Source organism: Corynebacterium sp. LaCa_205 (genome assembly GCF_057458085.1).
In genome coordinates this window covers 1-16,932 of record NZ_CP190932.1, presented here as the reverse complement: position 1 = coordinate 16,932, position 16,932 = coordinate 1, and the positions used below count along the sequence as shown (strand labels likewise).

General features: G+C 48.5%; 19 protein-coding genes. 3 read left to right on the top strand and 16 right to left on the bottom strand.

Annotated features, from left to right (window positions below; all coding sequences use genetic code 11):
• Positions 1-593 precede the first annotated feature (593 nt).
• Complete coding sequence (locus ACP8J1_RS11795; protein ID WP_302517854.1) at positions 594-1,508, bottom strand: hypothetical protein; 915 nt, start codon at positions 1,506-1,508, stop codon at positions 594-596.
• 174 nt (positions 1,509-1,682) lie between these two features.
• Here ACP8J1_RS11795 and ACP8J1_RS11790 point away from each other — a divergent pair, with 174 nt between their 5' ends.
• Positions 1,683-2,291 carry a recombinase family protein gene (locus ACP8J1_RS11790; protein WP_302517855.1) on the top strand — a complete coding sequence of 203 codons (609 nt, stop codon included), beginning with the start codon at positions 1,683-1,685 and terminating at the stop codon, positions 2,289-2,291.
• Positions 2,292-3,415: 1,124 nt separating this feature from the next.
• Here ACP8J1_RS11790 and ACP8J1_RS11785 read toward each other — a convergent pair.
• From ACP8J1_RS11785 to ACP8J1_RS11745, 9 genes are all read right to left on the bottom strand, one after another.
• Positions 3,416-3,616: a CsbD family protein gene (locus ACP8J1_RS11785; RefSeq protein WP_302517857.1), complete on the bottom strand. Its 201-nt coding sequence runs from the start codon at positions 3,614-3,616 to the stop codon at positions 3,416-3,418.
• A gap of 189 nt (positions 3,617-3,805) precedes the next feature.
• Complete coding sequence (locus tag ACP8J1_RS11780; protein ID WP_302517858.1) at positions 3,806-4,915, bottom strand: hypothetical protein; 1,110 nt, start codon at positions 4,913-4,915, stop codon at positions 3,806-3,808.
• 10 nt (positions 4,916-4,925) lie between these two features.
• Entirely contained in the window at positions 4,926-5,633 is a 708-nt protein-coding gene (locus tag ACP8J1_RS11775) for an ATP-binding cassette domain-containing protein (protein WP_302517860.1), read from the bottom strand.
• Positions 5,633-5,818, bottom strand: coding sequence for a hypothetical protein (locus ACP8J1_RS11770; protein ID WP_302517861.1), 186 nt, complete (start codon positions 5,816-5,818; stop codon positions 5,633-5,635). Before ACP8J1_RS11770 ends, ACP8J1_RS11775 begins: the two co-directional genes overlap by 1 nt.
• Before the next feature lie 65 nt (positions 5,819-5,883).
• On the bottom strand, positions 5,884-6,642 hold the full coding sequence (locus ACP8J1_RS11765) for a hypothetical protein (protein ID WP_302517863.1): 759 nt from the start codon (positions 6,640-6,642) through the stop codon (positions 5,884-5,886).
• 5 nt (positions 6,643-6,647) lie between these two features.
• Entirely contained in the window at positions 6,648-7,340 is a 693-nt protein-coding gene (locus tag ACP8J1_RS11760) for a hypothetical protein (protein ID WP_302517864.1), read from the bottom strand.
• Complete coding sequence (locus ACP8J1_RS11755; RefSeq protein ID WP_302517865.1) at positions 7,333-8,148, bottom strand: hypothetical protein; 816 nt, start codon at positions 8,146-8,148, stop codon at positions 7,333-7,335. The genes ACP8J1_RS11760 and ACP8J1_RS11755 overlap by 8 nt, the downstream gene beginning before the upstream one ends.
• Positions 8,145-9,524, bottom strand: a complete 1,380-nt coding sequence (locus tag ACP8J1_RS11750; RefSeq protein ID WP_302517867.1) for a radical SAM/SPASM domain-containing protein — start codon at positions 9,522-9,524, stop codon at positions 8,145-8,147. The genes ACP8J1_RS11755 and ACP8J1_RS11750 overlap by 4 nt, the downstream gene beginning before the upstream one ends.
• Positions 9,525-9,609: 85 nt before the next feature.
• Complete coding sequence (locus ACP8J1_RS11745) at positions 9,610-9,759, bottom strand: subtilosin A family bacteriocin (protein WP_302517869.1); 150 nt, start codon at positions 9,757-9,759, stop codon at positions 9,610-9,612.
• A 236-nt stretch (positions 9,760-9,995) separates the two neighbouring features.
• On the opposite strand from ACP8J1_RS11745, the gene ACP8J1_RS11740 reads away from it, so the two are divergent.
• On the top strand, positions 9,996-10,217 hold the full coding sequence (locus tag ACP8J1_RS11740) for a type IIL restriction-modification enzyme MmeI (RefSeq protein ID WP_486697421.1): 222 nt from the start codon (positions 9,996-9,998) through the stop codon (positions 10,215-10,217).
• Positions 10,218-10,773: 556 nt separating this feature from the next.
• Here ACP8J1_RS11740 and ACP8J1_RS11735 read toward each other — a convergent pair.
• From ACP8J1_RS11735 to ACP8J1_RS11720, 4 genes are all read right to left on the bottom strand, one after another.
• Positions 10,774-11,733 carry a replication protein RepA gene (locus ACP8J1_RS11735; protein ID WP_302517844.1) on the bottom strand — a complete coding sequence of 320 codons (960 nt, stop codon included), beginning with the start codon at positions 11,731-11,733 and terminating at the stop codon, positions 10,774-10,776.
• 775 nt (positions 11,734-12,508) lie between these two features.
• A complete protein-coding gene (locus ACP8J1_RS11730) occupies positions 12,509-13,354 on the bottom strand; it encodes a hypothetical protein (protein ID WP_302517846.1) in 846 nt (281 codons plus the stop codon).
• A gap of 395 nt (positions 13,355-13,749) precedes the next feature.
• Complete coding sequence (locus ACP8J1_RS11725) at positions 13,750-14,838, bottom strand: AAA family ATPase (RefSeq protein WP_302517848.1); 1,089 nt, start codon at positions 14,836-14,838, stop codon at positions 13,750-13,752.
• Positions 14,825-15,190: a hypothetical protein gene (locus tag ACP8J1_RS11720; RefSeq protein WP_302517849.1), complete on the bottom strand. Its 366-nt coding sequence runs from the start codon at positions 15,188-15,190 to the stop codon at positions 14,825-14,827. The genes ACP8J1_RS11725 and ACP8J1_RS11720 overlap by 14 nt, the downstream gene beginning before the upstream one ends.
• A 418-nt stretch (positions 15,191-15,608) precedes the next feature.
• On the opposite strand from ACP8J1_RS11720, the gene ACP8J1_RS11715 reads away from it, so the two are divergent.
• Positions 15,609-16,028, top strand: a complete 420-nt coding sequence (locus ACP8J1_RS11715; protein ID WP_302517851.1) for a hypothetical protein — start codon at positions 15,609-15,611, stop codon at positions 16,026-16,028.
• Positions 16,029-16,088: 60 nt separating this feature from the next.
• On the opposite strand, the gene ACP8J1_RS11710 is transcribed toward ACP8J1_RS11715, so the two are convergent.
• Together ACP8J1_RS11710 and ACP8J1_RS11705 are read right to left on the bottom strand one after the other, a co-directional pair.
• On the bottom strand, positions 16,089-16,325 hold the full coding sequence (locus tag ACP8J1_RS11710) for a peptide transporter (RefSeq protein WP_302517852.1): 237 nt from the start codon (positions 16,323-16,325) through the stop codon (positions 16,089-16,091).
• A gap of 10 nt (positions 16,326-16,335) precedes the next feature.
• Entirely contained in the window at positions 16,336-16,932 is a 597-nt protein-coding gene (locus ACP8J1_RS11705; RefSeq protein ID WP_486697414.1) for a ParA family protein, read from the bottom strand.

Here is a 16,932-nt window from a genome sequence, read left to right as displayed (position 1 = left end):
ACAAAAAGAATAGATTCAGGGAGGATCTACCTGGGTAGTGACATGCGCATGTGTGTATATAATGCTATACGTATGGGATTCGTCAAGCGGGGAACTGAACTAAGAATCACTTTATACTCATGTATTGATATACACATATACGCATCTCGAAATTTAAAGTTATCCCCTCCCCGAGGGATACTCCGGTTGCGGGCGCGCGTGAAGGCGGTATGGTTTTGGGTGTCCGCAGCGCGCTTCCCCCGGCGCATAGTCGGACGGAAGGAAAACAAAAAGCCACGACTCCCGCACCCCCCGCAGGTGGCTTCTCCCCAGTGCTTCCAACGACGAGAAGCACTGGGGAGTTTCCTTTTATTGAGTACCTTCCAGCTGCTCTTTGAGACTGGTGGCTAAGTTTAGAAGTTCATCTGGGTTATTCGCGGGGTGGTGAATTGAACTGTTCGCTTGTTTAAGGTATTGTGGAGATTAAAGGAAGCTAGAGATAGAGACTCCAGCCGGTTCATGTCCGGGAGCTTTCACGGAAAAAGGAGATCTGGGTTCGATTCCCAGCCCCCTTACGGGGTGTAGCTTAACGGTAAAGCGCCCTTTTTTCATATCTACCACTGGGCTCTAGTCCAGTGGCCTTCTTCGCGAGCAACTGTTTCCAGTTGACTTAATCCTTTGGGGAAAAGTGTTTCCGTTAGCCGCTCGAGGCTTCTCTTCCATCCGTCGCTGTTCTTTTGTTTGCTCGTGGAGCGAACAAAGTGTTCTATAGATACTCTTGCGAAGTACTCTTCGGGCATGACTTCAATAAAGGATCTTTGAACTAATCTTCCTAACTGTTTAATGACGCTAAATTCAGTGAATATATGTTCCGCAGTGAGGGAGATTTTTCCGTCATTCCCTTGGATATCCTGAGGGGTTTTCCCTTGGTTTATTTTTTTCCAATGAGAAAGGGCGTCCTCACTGAGTGAATCCATATTATTTTGGATTGATGAGTTGACTCGTCCGCCACTGTGGGTGTTTGCGTTTCTTATTTTCCTGAGAAGATGGAAAATTTCTAGCATTGAAGATCGTGAGTCTACATCGCTGGTAGCCCTCCCTACGTGCACATCACAGGTGTGGAAAAAAATCTCATGGACGTTGGAGGCGTTGAGCCTGTTAGTTGGCGCGTCTTCAGGATAAGAAAGGTCCAGTCCGTGATCCTGTAGAACCTTAATGGTTCTTTTGAGATGATCTTCTTGTAGAGATTGTGCATAAGGAATCGCTAGATTAGCTAGATGCCTTTCTGCATCTAAAAGGATGTTTCGTGCATCCTCTACGACAAGATTAAACCGCTCGACATGCGTTACTGCTGGAAACATTTCAGATAAGGGAACCTGTGACCCTCGGGAAAGCTGGAGGGCATTTGTTGCGAGCCGTGATCCTGCCAGAAGTCCGGCTATCGCGTTATTGGCTTCAATTCGACGTTGATTAAACTCTGAGTATTCAGGGTAGTGATATTTACCTATGGAAGGCTCACTTGAGTGCATAACTTTACACTACCCGTAAGGAATAGGGTTTCGTCCGGCTATGATAAATGTAAATATACGTACACCCTATTGTTACGTGCGCTCATGCCGGGAAGTTACATGTAAAATAAGGTAGATTCGAGCATTATTTTACGCCTGTATAGTGGGATTAAGGCCTTATCTATACAGAAAGTGATGATTGTGGTGTCAGCGGCTAGTGATTCTGGTTCGCGTGGACAGCGGGTGGGGTACACCCGTGTCTCGACGGTGGAGCAGAATAATCAGCGTCAGAAAGAACTACTCAATACGTCTGGAAGTATTGACCGGTTCTTTGAGGATAAGATTTCCGGGCGCACTAAGACAGAGCGCCCTGGGCTTAGGGAGTGTATGGCCTATGTGCGCGACGGTGACGAACTCGTCGTCTCATCAATTGATCGCCTCGCCCGCTCACTAACCGATCTGCGCGGTATTGTCGACGAGCTCACCGACAAGGGCGTGACCGTCACTTTCCTGCATGAGAACCTCACTTTTACAAAAGATACCACCGATCCGCGAGCGGATCTTATGCTGGGTATCCTCGGCAGCTTTGCGGAGTTTGAGCGGGCCATTATCCGCGAGCGCCAGGCGGAAGGTATTGCACTGGCAAAAAAGGCCGGCAAGTACAAAGGCCGCAAACCAGCCCTCAGCCCAGAGCAAGTAGCAGCGATTAAGCGGCGCGTGATGGCAGGGGAGTCGAAAGCAGCACTAGCGCGAGAGTTTGGGGTCACTCGCCCTACAGTGTATCGGGCGCTGAAAAGCGCCTAAAGCAGCGCAGCCGTATCGGTAAATCTGCGCACCCACGAACCCCGCCATATGGCGAGACATATGTCCAGTGATGCGTAATCACTACCTGCTCTTTCGCGCGTCTAGCTAGGGTGTTGGGCGAAGCAATTGACGGACTTGAGCACGGCTACGAATAGCCCTGTGTGCGTTTCCCTCGTAGGAGACCTTTACAAGAGACGCGGCAAACTTACACCACACGTTCCACTCAACGCAACCTGCTAACGTTATTTCTGGTTCACAATCGCACCCCACCGTAGGTGGTGGGGTGCGGGCGTGACTTCCTCGTCGGTGCGCGGTAAGGCCCGCGCGTGACGTGGGTCGTCCCGCGCGCCCTTTTTCAGGCGAGCGGACAACCCTACGACGCAAAGGGAGGTAGACAATGGGTAAACACTCATTGGATACACCCGGTCACAAGAGAAGAGACCCCGCCACCAAAGGAGCTGCAATCCTTAACCTGGTGAGCGGAGTCCTCAACGTTGTGACCGCTACCGTGAGGCTCATTGCGGTGATGCTTCACGTGGGTCTTTAAGGCCCGAGGGTCTCAACGAGCTGGCACTCGTTGGGGCCCTTTTATTGTGCAGCCGCAATTCAGGGATGAACTGTGCTGTCACTTTTTAGGCTAATGCGCGCGCGAAGGTTTCGCAATACTCCCGCACCGAGGCCGTAGCCACTTTTTCTCTACTGCGGGCAGAAATCTGCGTGGTCGTGCGCCCACCTCTGTGCGCCCGCGAGTCCCGCCATATGGCAGGACGTATGCTTAGGCATATGTCCACCGTTATGTGGATTCACCTGCTGGTTTCCCCTAAAGAAGGAGAAAGCAAGAGACAAAACGACATGGCAATGCGCGTCTCTGGATGTACCTGCGCGGATTTTTACTTTGGATACTTTCGGCCAAAAAGATCCTGACGCAACTTCTGAGAAAGCCAGAATTGGCGATGTCGTTATGACACTATGGTTGAGCCCTAGCCAACAATCGCTTTCGAGGCGATAACTTTCTGCTACGCGGGCACGCCACCGCGTTCCGTGACGCGAACGTAGTCTTGATTAAAAAATTCGCTACGTCAGCAGAGCGCCAGCGCAGCGATGTACAGAGACGGAGACGAGGGTTAGTCGTCCTTCAGACCGCCGATAACCTTGTTGGCCTTATCCTTAATGCCCTCGGCAGCATCAGACAGCTTGTCCTTAGCCTCGGAGGTAACTTGGTCGGCCTTGCCTTCGTTAGCTACGTCCTGATTGTCGGTAGCTTCACCGTAGGCTTCCTTTGCCTTGCCGACGAGTCCGTCCTTCTTGTTTTCCAAATCGCCCATAATCACTCCTTTGGAATAGGCGGTTAATAACCACTAGCCATAATACGCTCCTATTTTAGCGCAGGAAGGCGAAGAATTTTAAGCACACCGCGGTGCATTCATCCTCGAAGACACCACCACAGGAAATCATAGAAAACAAGGCAAAGCCTAGAAACAAAACTCGGGGCACTTCACGTTTACAGAATAAAGCTACACCTCTTTTAGAAGAATAAAGGGCAAGATTATGCAGACTATTACTAAAGGCATTAAATACTTGCGTGGGTGGCGCAACGCATCTCGATCCGATTTAATCCCATGGAGAGGAAACCTAAACTCCAACCAGCTAGAACCTACAGCACCTACAAAGCACGAAAATAGACCTAAGACGACTTGCCCCCACCCAATAGTTTTAAAGAAGAAACCAATACCTACCGGAACTAACGCTCCAAAGAGGAAAAGAACTAGATTGACCCCTGCTAATCTCACTGCGCTCCGAGGAACATCACCTAGCATATAAATGTGTGCACGAGTTTCTGGATTGCGGCTAAGAACTGTTGTCTGCGCAGTGTTGACAACCGCTAAAGTAAGGAAAATGAGGGGGGAAATCCCTTCTTTAGCTAAGCTCCAGCTCAAATATCCTGTAAAGATAGAAATTAATACGAAACTACTCCAGACCCGTGAATCATTAAAAGCATTAGTTGCGAAGTAGTTATCACGGAAAAATGTAATTGTCCTTGCACGACTGGGTCTCCGACTCACTGGTAAATGTAACCCAAGAGATGCGGCAACCAGAAGAAGTACGAAAGACAAAGACAATGCTGCAGTCAAGGAAACATATCCTGCAACCATTGCCAAAGCAAAACCAAGAAGGTAAGCAGTCGGCACGCTGTAACGAAAATTAATCGTAGAGATAGCCAGTACTGTTAGTGACAGAAATAAAGAAAAAAGCAAAAGGAAAAAATAGTTTTGAGCCGATCCATAACCAGCTTGAGAAAAGAAAACTCCTAATGGAATTAGCCCTTCGATTAAATAAACTCCAGCACCGATAAAAACCGAAGCAAGAGCAAGAGACCGTTCTGAAAACGGAAAAACCAACATCTCCCGAAGTCGTGGATCTCGCAACCAACCTTGAAACAAGGTGCGACAAAACAATACTGCGGCCACGCCAGAACTTAAACCTAAAAAGTGAAAATCAACTGGAGGAACAAGTTTGGCGATAAATACGACTACTATGCTTAGTACTATTCCAGTTACAAACACACTAGGTCGAATAAATTGAGCAACGATTGCTCGGCAAGCCAATTGTAAATCACGCAACATAACCGAATTCTCACTTTAAAAGGTGAACCACATCTGCTGCATGATCAGGAACTTGAAACGGACCTGACAACTCGCCGTCCTGCAGTAAATACATTATGTCACAACACCGAACAAATGACTCTGCAATGTGTGAGCTCATAAACACTGATTTCCCCTGGTGGGAATAGGAAGCAATTGTCTCATAAAGGAACTCAGTTCCCGTAAAGTCGAGAAAATCAACAGGCTCATCAAGAATGAGCAAGGATAGATCGAGCGAAAAAGCACATATCAAACGCGCTTTTTTATTATTCCCGCTAGACAAATCAGAGAGCCTAGTCTCTACATGTGGAGAAAAAGAAAACCCCTCTATGAGAGAATTAATTTTACTATCATTAATCTTTTGCCCATAAACAGAATGAAGATAGCCTAATAAGTCCTTGAATGTCCAAAGGGGGAAACTTCTATCTTCTGAGTACACCGCATATCGAGTAGATTTGAAATCTTTTTCTTTAGGAAAGCTTTCCCTCCCTTGGACTAGGAAACTTTTTGACGACCACCCCGAGAGAAGTCCTGTCAAACCACGAATGAAAGTCGTTTTTCCTGCCCCGTTACCCCCCAACAGGCCAACTACGTTTCCTGGGGGGACGACAAAATGGTTACCGCTCATTATCGGGTTCTCGGCATCATACCAAGCTCGAAATTCGGTCACGTCTAAAATAGGACGTTCCAAATCAGTCATTAGCGGTCTTTCTTGTTCATTCGACCGAACGCAGCAAAAAGCAGAATAATTGTAGCAACACCAAAAGCTATCGAGTCGATACCAAATCCATTCTTTACATAAAGGGCGATGGTGATCGCAAAGGTGATGAGTGCAAGAAGAAAAGCGACCAGTGGATTACGATCATTACGCGTCAAATTCGACATTACAGATCCTTACCTAGCTGAAGATAACTATAACCTTTATTATATAATGCTTTCTTTTACATTTCTCAGTTTCTGCCCTCTTTAATGGGGATTGATTCTTCCACTCGGTCAATCGCATTTTTAATAACAAATCCCATTGCCAGTAACACACCTACTACACCGAGAAGAACCTTGGCCGCTTTCGCAGAGACAAAACCGGAGGCAAACCACGCCCCTAAGTAGCCCAGCAGAATAAGAAAAGACGCAAATGAAATCGCAATCGCCATCCGTCTTCCACTTAAGTTCAGCACCCCTAAAAGCCATGTTGTAACACCTAACGGTATCAATATGATGGCATCCGCCGGACTGAGTGATACCCCTAAATAAAATCCCGAAACAAAGACTGCCCCGAGCATGCCCCAATAGCGAACACTCTTTACTCTAGATTTATTTGGTCTAACCCTTACTAGGAAGAGTGAAACCACTCCAATAAAAATTATAAATGAAAATAATCTTTTTGGCAGAGAGACGCTTACCGTGGAGAAAAACGTTCCTCGAAAAATAACAAACACTAGCGAGGTGTACCCCAACGCAATAGGGATGCTTACCGTCAAGCCGTTAGCTATTCGATTTGGATCGGCACATCGAGCTTGGTCAAAAAGCCACCAAATACTAGCAAAGGCTACCCCGTCCACCACTGTGCAAGAGATTAATAATATAGAAGCGAATAGCACCCCTAGTGCCGTTGCCTCAACATTCGGTTCAAATCTGATTCGAATTCCAACAACTGAAAACAAAGAGGAGATTCCAATAAGTACAAAAAACAAGAGTTTACGATTTTTCATTTTCCTCAATGATTTATAGCATTCAAATAGAATCGAGTCGCACTGATAAAATGCATCGGATCTGTCAGATAGTCTTCCAGATCGGAAAAAACCCTCCCGTAAAATTTCTCGTCCTTTAGCAAAAGGGACGATGGTGGCAGATTTCCTTTCGGGTATAGCAGCTTAGTTACCGAGAAATTATCAAGAGCTAAAAGTTGCCCATAATCAATATACGTCTCACCTGTAGGCGACCATTCAATAATCTTAAGACTAGTTTCCGGACAGCCAAGAATACTCTTAAGCTGAAGAGGAGAGGCCAAGTTAAGAGATTTGAGGGTACCTAACATAGCCGCTGGTCGCTCATCTTTATATCGATCTATTTCCGCAAGAAGAACCGAGCGTTCCTTCAGCCAATTAGATTGATGGAAAGGGGCATTAAAAAAGCAATGGAGATCCCACGCTAAAGGGCATGGCCCCGTAAATAAAAATTCAATTCGGTCAACTGTAGAAAACCCATTGTAAGTACCTCCAGAATCATAGATACGCTGAAGCTGATCTGAATTTTCAGATAGCAAAAGGTGCTCAATGAAATGCGCATACCCATCATTGTTACCCGGAGGGAATGTAGGCGGCGAGAGGCTTAATTGTAAAGATGCAGCAAAGGTAGGGAAAGGCCACGAAAAAGAATAAGTCTCACGCCGATACCAAAGATTATCCACGCGGGATCACCACTCTAAAAGCAGAAGCTAACTCATTTTTGATAGAGGCGAGAGTTATTTTTTCTACCTTCTCTAGTATTTCTTCTTTACCAATGTGTGAGTCGATTGCCACATAGGGAAGCAGGGAATTTAACAACCGAAAACCGAAAGCGCAGTTTAACTCTAAAGCCAGTCTTTCCTTAGCACCTTTGAGATCGGAATCTTCCGGCTCCCACTTATCAAAAATTTCAAAGAAGTTAAAAAGAAGATATTCAGACGAAGAATTCACCATATTAATAACAACGGCATGAAATAGTTGCGCATAGCCCACTGATACGTCGTAAAGATTCGCAGTCTCCATTAGAAAGCGCAATGGACCACGTCGGTTCATTGGCTGCATCATTAAAGTAAGGAGTTTCCACTTCAATAAGTGCTCCACACTGGTGGGAGGCGCTGGGAGGAAAACTACTGAAACACCGCACTGTGCTGTTTGGGTATAAGGAACAGCGCTAGGTCCTTGCAAACGCATATTACAGAGAGCAGTAAGAATGTGAACATCTCCAATGGTAATCTCAGCTGGATCTGCTGAAACGATTGGAGATTGCGGTTTCGAGGATCGAGACATAGAAACATCCACGACTCGATAAGGAAAGAAACCAGTCAACGATCTGTAAATTAGTTTTTCATCTAAGCGGTTCCACTCCCGATATGAAGAATTGGCCTTCCTCACCCCCGCCATCAATCCAAAAAGTTCCGCCACAGGTTCTTCTGATTCGAATGTCCTGGGAAAGAAACTGGTAAAGATGGGTTGGGTATGGTCGCCGTTCATTGTTTTCCAACGAACATTTCAACAATGGACTCAGCATTGTTAGTCTTTACCCAACTACAGTAATGAGGATGATTCTCCCATGCATTTTGGGTAATCCCGTGCAAAATGCAACCTTGACAATAGATTCTATTAGGGCACTTGGGACTGCAACCATTTTCAACCCCTGGTGAGGGAAGATCATGTATCTTACGTAGCAGAGGACTACTAAATATCTCTTCCCAGTCTTGATGAAGAACATTACCAAAAGAAACTTCTTCAGGGAATAAGTTACAGGGCCTGATATCCCCGTTAGCGCTGATGACAACTGAATTGGAACCAGCCCCACAGTTGTCTCGAGAAGCGGCTTCGTCCCGAACCTCTTCTTGAATTACAGGGATTACATCACGATACTCATCCACGACCTTTTTAACGTAGTCGTTGTACTCTTTACTTACTCCCTCAGTTTGTTCGGCAGCCATTTCTTTGCCACGCCCAAACCCCTCTACGAAGTTGAAAACAAAGAGACGCGCGCCAAGATCCGAGGCCTGTTGAGCAAGCTCTGCTAGTTCCCACATATTTTCATCAAATAGAACAGAAGTTATGCGAACAAACAGGCCAGCATCAGTCATACGGCGTATATTCCGTGATGTCTTTTTATGGGCATTTCGATGGTTCCGCAACCGATCATGTATCTCTGGGTCCACCGAATCCAGAGATACTGAAATGACAAGGCGCTCTTTGTTCTTTCGTAGGAGATCGAGGACTTTCTCGCTAAGGATCGTGGCGTTTGTAAATAAAGCCACTTCAGGAAAGCGATCAAGAGCATACGCTATCATGTCTGTTGCTCGAGGGTGCATAAAAACCTCCCCTCCAGTCAACTGAACACGATATACGTGAGCTGCCGCCATCTCATCACATAACGCAGTAAACGAATCAAAATCAATCCTATCGGTACGCTTAGGTCCCGAAGAAAGATAGCAGTGCTCACACGCTTCATTACATGTGTTGGTTATTTCAATAATGGACGACTGCGGAGTAGTTGCGTTCTTAGTTTCATTAATGGTGATGGTACGATGGAAAGAAATATCTTCTCTTACATCAGTCGTCTTTTCATCACAAAGCTCCAGCGCTCCACGCTGAAGTAAGTCACTAATAAAACCCATAATCCAAGAGTTAGCTTCTTCTTCTAGCCCATATTTAGCTCTAAAATCCTCTGCAAAGGTCCGAGGATCATTATTTTCTTGAAGAAATCGGAGGATCTCCACCCCCGAGTCATTGATTTCGAATCCTTCCCAAATGGTTCCTTCATCAGAGCTTTGTTTGCTAAAGCTGACTGAATTTCCTAGAGTACTTGTGAGTACAGTAAAGTTACTTGCAGGTACAAGAATTGTGGACACGGTTACATTCCTGCCTTAGTAGGGTTAGTTAGTTTAAAACAGTGTCATAAGGGATCGAATCCACCCCTTATGACACTGTTACTTTTTAGTTCATATGGAACAAGGCTGCTGCCAGTCCGACCTCAAAGTCGGGAATGATCCCATCGATGGCGCATACTCCACCTGCAGCACAAGCAGAACACTTAGAACCATTCACGACGGTAGCTGGCTCCATAACAGTGACTGGGTTGGTCATTTTTCTTACACCTCCTTACTTCTTATACATTTCAATCCTCTAGGCTGTTATTTGTCGTACAGCGATAAACAATAGCCTAAGCCAAATTCTACAATTGGAAAGAAGATCTTTCTCTACAATAGGCAAAAACAATATATTTATATACCTTTAACAGGCTGAAACCCGATGTCCGCCGCTAAGCAGTCTTCCGACAGTGTATGTGCTACAGCATCAGCCAGTGACATTCCCAGTGAAACCTGCTAGCTTCCAATAACTCCGACACCCGTGCGATCTGCCCAGAACGCTCACTAGCTGAGCACTACAACCCGCTTGCCATGGCGTGCGAACTGCTAAAAGCTCACGACGCACTCGACCGGGAAGTAGATATGGCGTTTGGCGCTCCTCGCAAGCTCACTACGGAGCGCCACCAGGAGCTATTGTTTGCCAATTACGAAAAGCTCACCACAGAGCAGTTCTAGGATTGCTTCGAGGTTGTCTCGAAAGTTTGAGTCATCGAAGTAGCCCTTGTAGGGCACTGCCTTTCCTATCCCGTGGTTCTTTTCCAAGAAAGTTTACAAGACACAAGGTTACGTGGAGGGTTGTAGGACTGTGGTTGGTGTGGGGTGTTTTGTTGGCAACCAAATCTATTGATTTGGGCGGCAGCCCAACGAGCCGCAAGGCGAGGCGGGAGCAAAACCGCAACCCGTAGTGAACTGTTTTGTTAGTTGATCGGCTAGGGATATAGATCTACAGGGATATAGTTATAAGCTACCTGGGAAAATAGGCAAACCCGCAGGTAAAACCCTGTGGATAACTAGAAAGATGATGGTAGATCAGCGCACGTGTGATGGTAGATCAGCGCACGTGTGATGGTAGATCAGCGCACGTGTGATGGTAGATCAGCGCACGTGATTCTTGCGTGATGGTAGATCAGCGCAGTCTGAGCTGGGATTTTAATTTGTGATGGTAGATCAGCGCAAGCTGTTTTGGGGTAAAAAGAAAGCGCCTGGAGGGCGCTAGTCTTCTGTGTTCGCTTTAGTCGAGTTCTGGACGAGGCGGTCGCTGTCGGACTGAGGTTGCTGTCTTGGTTAAGGTGACACCGTTGGTGTCGGCGGTAATTCCAGCGTTAGGCCACACGCACAGAATGTCATGAATCGCCTTTTTAATTTCATTGCGAAAGTTTCTTCGTTCTACCGCAGTAGTCAATTTTTTTGTCGAAAAGCTATCGGCGATCATGTCCCAGGTGAAGGTGTAGGCGTCGCGGCTGTTTTTCGCCAGCCAGTATTGCTTCAGCGTGCACCAGACGTAGAGGTCCATGGCGCGAGGCTTTCTGAGTTGGCGCAACACGTTGAGGTCAATGGGGATAGGTGCCTCAGCCACGTGCCGGAAAAACCGGTTTGTTAAAACCAATTCCGATTCAAGAAAGCTACCTTGGTTAGGGTCGCGCGGGTCGAACCATAAGTTCCAATCGTCCAGGATTTGAGTGTTGGTTCCTCTGGCGTGTACTCCATCGTCACTTTGAACGGTGATGACCGAACTGGCCAGTCGTTTGATTTGTTCTCGCAATAGTGTGACGTTCCCGCGTTTCCCTCCATTGGCTCGCAGCTCAATGCCGATTGCCTGGAGAAAATGACTCATAGAGTGTCCAAGGGGAATGTGGCGAGCCTGTTCTTCATCGATTTTTCCCTCTTTGAGGCGTCCTGCGTTAGCTACGGCGCGGGTGATGATGTAGGCCATGATTAACCGGGGGTATTTCCCGTAAGGAACGCCGTTGAAAGACACGATTGAAACGGAAGAATTTCCCGATTCGATCGAATAGGTATTTCCTTCAACTTGCTTGTATGGGAACAAAGCTTGGACAAACAGTTTGGAGGTGTAGCCGACGTCTTGGGCTTGGAGGAGTTCTTGTGCGGCCTCGCGTTCTTGCCGGCGGGCTAGTTCTTTGACCGCTTCGATCTTGGCACGGCGTTCGTCTGGAGTGTGTGGGGTCTGCATGGTGCCTTAGGTCTCCTTTCGGATTATTGGCACCGACCGCATCGCGCTTTGCGCACTGTCCATACGGAAGTGGTAAAGTCCTACTCGACACGGTCGGTGTCGTCTTTGTTTTGAACCCCTGCTCGAGTTGCCGCTCGATGATGCAGGGGTTTTCTCGTTTTAAGCAATGTGCGTGCTCCGGACTCAAACCAAGAAGCACATCTATACTTGCACCCTTATTAAATCACACTGATGTAGCTAGTAACGAAGATGAACTCATCGAGTTCAATAGAACAATCAAGCAAATCATGATGCTGTCGAGACAGATGAACATAAGCAGGGTAGAACTAGAAGAAGTTACATACTGATATATGCATATCTGCATGTGTGTATATCAGTTTCTTTTCCGGCTTCTCTGTTCAAGCCACTGTGTAGCCCATTCTTCAAAGAGTTGAGAGATGCTCCTCTCTTCTTCTACTGAAGCGAGTTTAAGCTCTTTGATAAGCCGCCGATCACGGACATACAGTTCAAGGCGTGCCGCTTTATCGTCGGCCTGAGAAAACATTTTCGTTGAAGTGGAAGTGGTTGAACTATCTAGCACCACTACCAGTGTGCAAACTGGTGCAAGTATTTACAACGGAGACTTGGAACGCATTCAAATCAATGCCCACGGAACTGTAGGGACTGCAGGAGAATGTCACATCATTGTTGGATAGTTCTTCATATGGATATGAATGAATATAGTTTCATGTCCTAAATCTACCCGCCTGAAGTCCCTCCTTATGAGGTTATTTTGTTAGACAAAGAATTTGTCTCGTAAGCGAGTTTCATCGTGAGCGCCATAGGAATCTATATGGATGATTGTGTCAATCCGCCGGGCAAGTGCTTGTCTCCGCGATGCTGGCTCCCATAAATAGTAGCCCCACGGAGATTCATTAGAAACCATCACAGCTTGCGTGTACGCAGCAGTCTTGTTCGCGTAGCGAGCCGGAAGACTCATAGGCCACACATCGAGGATATTTAGTACAAGGCTTAATGGCATCGAGCCATCGAATTCGTCGAGAATAAGAGTCTTTTCTCCTGCATAAGAATCAAACGGGTGGGAGTAGTCAGTGACTCGATAGAAATCATCGCCACCTATATCCACCGCTAGTGATGTTTTCCCGGTGCCAGGCGGACCATACAACCACAGCACCTCAACTTCTCGGGGTGCTGAGTTCTGTGCGCGCTCTCGGGCAGCAACGAGCCTTTCAACGAACGAAGTCATACGCGCAGCTTCTGGAACTTGAAGAAATATTTCGTCCACAGAAAGCCCTTTTTCAAGGACTGCTTCGCGAACGATGTCTACATCCTTGCGCCTTCCTCTTTCGTCACCGTGCCGAATGGTGCCGTGCTCTAGCCTTGGTTCTTCAGAGACGCGGGTTTCTTCTTTGGTGACATAGTCGATGGCTTGTTGTATTGGACCGCGACGGGGTTCTAGATGTGCCGTGGGCAATTTATTTTTAAGCGTGGAAAACCTGATCGGTGAGGTGTTGCCATCAATGAGTAGCTGCCAGTGCCGGTAACTTCCCTCTTCACCTTTTTCTAGCTGACCTATATAGGAGTACTGCTCAAGAGCTTCTTCTATCTCCTCTCGATGCATTTTCTCTGCTGATATCGTGGCCATCCACGACCGAGACTGCGTAGACTTGCTACATTTTCTGCTACGCATTGTTTCACCTGAATAACCTTTCTGAGCTGGGCTGATACACGCTACAGAGGTGCCGGGGTAACACTAACCGGCACCTACCTGCTGCCGCGGCGGCATTCGCCGCCTTGCCACGCAGAGAACGTACAGGCTGCGTGGAGCATTTAACTTTGACTGCCTATGCGGGTGATATTCGCTTCCTGTGCCCCTATTGCTTTCGGTCGCTTACGTCTTCCGCTTCCGCGGCGCTCGTCCTTTGGTGGCCTGGCCTGTGGCCAGCCGCGTCGTCCTCGCTTGCTGCAGCGTTCGACGTGTGCTCCCTCCGCACCCGGGGCACAGGAAAGCAATGGTCACCCGTTATGCCGTTCGAAGACGTGCACTTCGCGCCACACGCCATCTCCGTCATCGACGACGATCCGCCGCGGTTTCAATCGGGACGGGTTGGGCTCTCCCGGCTCGGGTAGCCTGCCCATCACCAGCCTTGAGTCGTCACCGGTGACTCGACCGCAGATGCGCACCGTCGCCAAGTCACGGACGGCCGTCGGAATCACATCTGCGCTCATCCGCTGGGTGGCGAGAACGGTGATTACTCCTGCCGATCGTCCGCGCTGTACTAGATCGCGTACTATTCGCACCCGTTCTTTAGCATCATTCTTATCGGCCTTGTTTTCCGATGACGCATCAAAGATCTGCTGGCATTCGTCTAAGACAAGGACACGTAGTGGGAATCCTTGAGAGTTTTTCCAAAAATCAATATTGCACGCAAAGCGTCTCGTCATCTCTTTTTGAGTCGCTCTAATAACTTCGGCAGACTCGCCCAGAGAGGTGGTTTTCCCGTCAATTGTTACGACATCAGCATGCCCTTTAAGAGCATCTTGAAGCTGCTGCAGCAGTACCGTTTTACCCTCTCCTGGACGTGCACCGACAACTATTCCGGATATCTCGCGCAGAGAAAATCCGTCAGGAGACCCATCCTCGACGCTTACCCCAATAATAACCTTGCCTTCCTTAGGAACGTAGGAGGGGCAACCCTCTACGATGTCTCCGATTCGCTGTACTCCTCGTACCCAGGCGTATCCCCCTTGCGTTTTTATGCGAACTGGAGTACCAAGCTCAGCTCCGAGTTCCTCAGCGAGCCCCTCTCGTTGCCATCTGCCTGTTTCACCAGGGGAGATGCGGATGCGGCCATCACGACGAACTCGCTTGATTGTCAGCCCGAAAAGATCGCTTAGCTGTTGCCGTCGTCGCTGCATTTTCCCAGCTAAGGGGTTCTTTCTGTACCACCACAGAGACCACGCCCACGGCACTGCTACCCACAGGGCCATTGATATAACGATGATCGCAATAGCCCAAGGGGCACCTTCCATGACCTTTTCCTGGAGCTGCTCCACAAACGTGTTCATGGGCCCGAGGGGGTCTTCACCGCTAGAGGAGCTCATCGTTGACCTCCTCTACACGAGCCACACCTGTGGCCTGCAGAAAAACGGTCCCTTCGACTGCCCCGGCCATGATCCCCTGGAAGACGACGGTGTCATCGGCTTCGATTTCTGGTCGCTCTGGTGCCCATACCGTTACTCGAGTACCTCGGACTTCCCTCTCTACAGTCCCATCGGCATGCGTGTGTTCCTCCATTACGATGGTGACCTCGACGGGCCAGGCTAGGCGCCCCGGGAAAAAGCGATTCGACTGAGGGGCGCCGTCCCGCTCTCTCGGGGCATCCGGGACGGTCCGCACGCGCACGCCAGCTGTTAACTGACCAACCGGAGTGAGGTATGGTGGTGTCATAGGCATAGAAATATGTCCTTTCCTCCGCCCTCCCGGTCGATGCTTGCAGGCTGATCTGGGAGGGCATTTTTTTGCTTACACCGTCGAGGCTACGCATGTACCCTACCCACCCGCAAGGGGGTGGGTATTGACGGGGGTAAAGTGCATGTGGCATTCTGGAATGTTTGACGTACGTCCTGACGTACAGCAGGACTTATCATAACTGTTGGTGCATACGGCATTCATGCAGTTAACTCCTAAATATTCCCCCGCTATTAAAACCGTCCTTCTTTGAAGGGGAGGGCAAAGTTCGCCGCTAAGATTTCATTCGCGGTAGCGATGCCGCCGCGACGCGGGGGTAGTAGACCTACGACGGAGACGTCCAGCGGTACCTGAAGATATATCTTTTACGGACTTCGCCGACCGCGTCGACATCGCCACATGCTTGCGCGCAGAAGAAATCCCCAACGATGTTGCCGACCACGCAGGCTACATCGCCGACGAAGTAAACCTCCTGGCCGCACAACGCACCTACGAACTACGCCGCCTAGGCGTAGATGAACCTGCCCAAGAGGCAATCCGCGAGATGATGGCAGATACCATCGCCGCTGCTTACGAACCAGACAACACTGACTATGACGAGCCAGATACCTCCTACAACGAGGTGGAGGAAGAACCACCAGCACCTGAGACCACCCCAGAAGCTGACAACACCCAAGACGAAGACACCCGCGAACTGAATGAGGGCGCACGAGCAAGTCTCGGACTAGGCGGCGAACAGCAAAGCGTTACCAGCGACAGTGACACCACCGACGAGCAAACACCCGCTGATGATCTTGAAGAAGAACAAGGCCCAGAGCTTTAGGAACCAGTGAAGTCAAAGCAACAGAGCGTACATGTGTATGTAGGTATATACACCAGGTAATCAGCTTCTTTTCTCAAGCCATTGTGTTGCCCACTCTTCAAAAAGTTGGGAGATACTCTTCTCTTCTTCCACTGCAGCGAGTTTGAGCTCTTTAATCAATTGTCGATCACGGACGTACAGCTGAAGACGTGTCGCTTTATCATTAGCTTGAGCGAACATCTTTGTTGAGGGCGAGCTCTCCGACCTATTTCCAGGCGATTCTTCCCGCGCCTTATTCTTAGCCTTTGGAATTGCCATCGTTTACCCCTTAATCCTCAAATGCTGCGACTACTTCTCGAGCCAAAGAATCCCACACCTTCGTGCTTCTGGGCTTTGTTCCAAAAACACGACGTGTAGCCGCCCTCGTTGGGATGACTGTTTCAGCAAGCGCTGCAGTCTCGTCACCCTCCAGCTCGGCATGGACTTCATCTAGAAGTTTTTCCCTTCTGTCGACATTCGACAGAACAACTGCTGTTGGTATCCCCATTTCTATTAGCCAAGAAAGCGTTACCTGTGTTCGGTCGATATCCATCGGGGACACACCAGTGGGAAGAAGGACTAAATCGGCAGCTTCGGCGCTTTCGGTTATGAAAGCTAAACCGCCTGGAGGGGTGTCGACTATAAGAAAGTTCGGATTGTTCCCCCTCCTGACAACTCCAGAGAAGTCACTTGAGCTGCGGACAGATTCGATAGGAAATGGAAAATCCTTCACTTTGGTTGCCCATCGGGTGGCAGATTGCTGGGGGTCACCGTCTGCGACTGCGACCGTATAGCCCATCTTCCGAATTGCTTCTGCGAGCATTACCGAAAGTGTGGTCTTTCCTGTCCCACCCTTCGACTGAATTACGGAAATTACTCGAGTCAT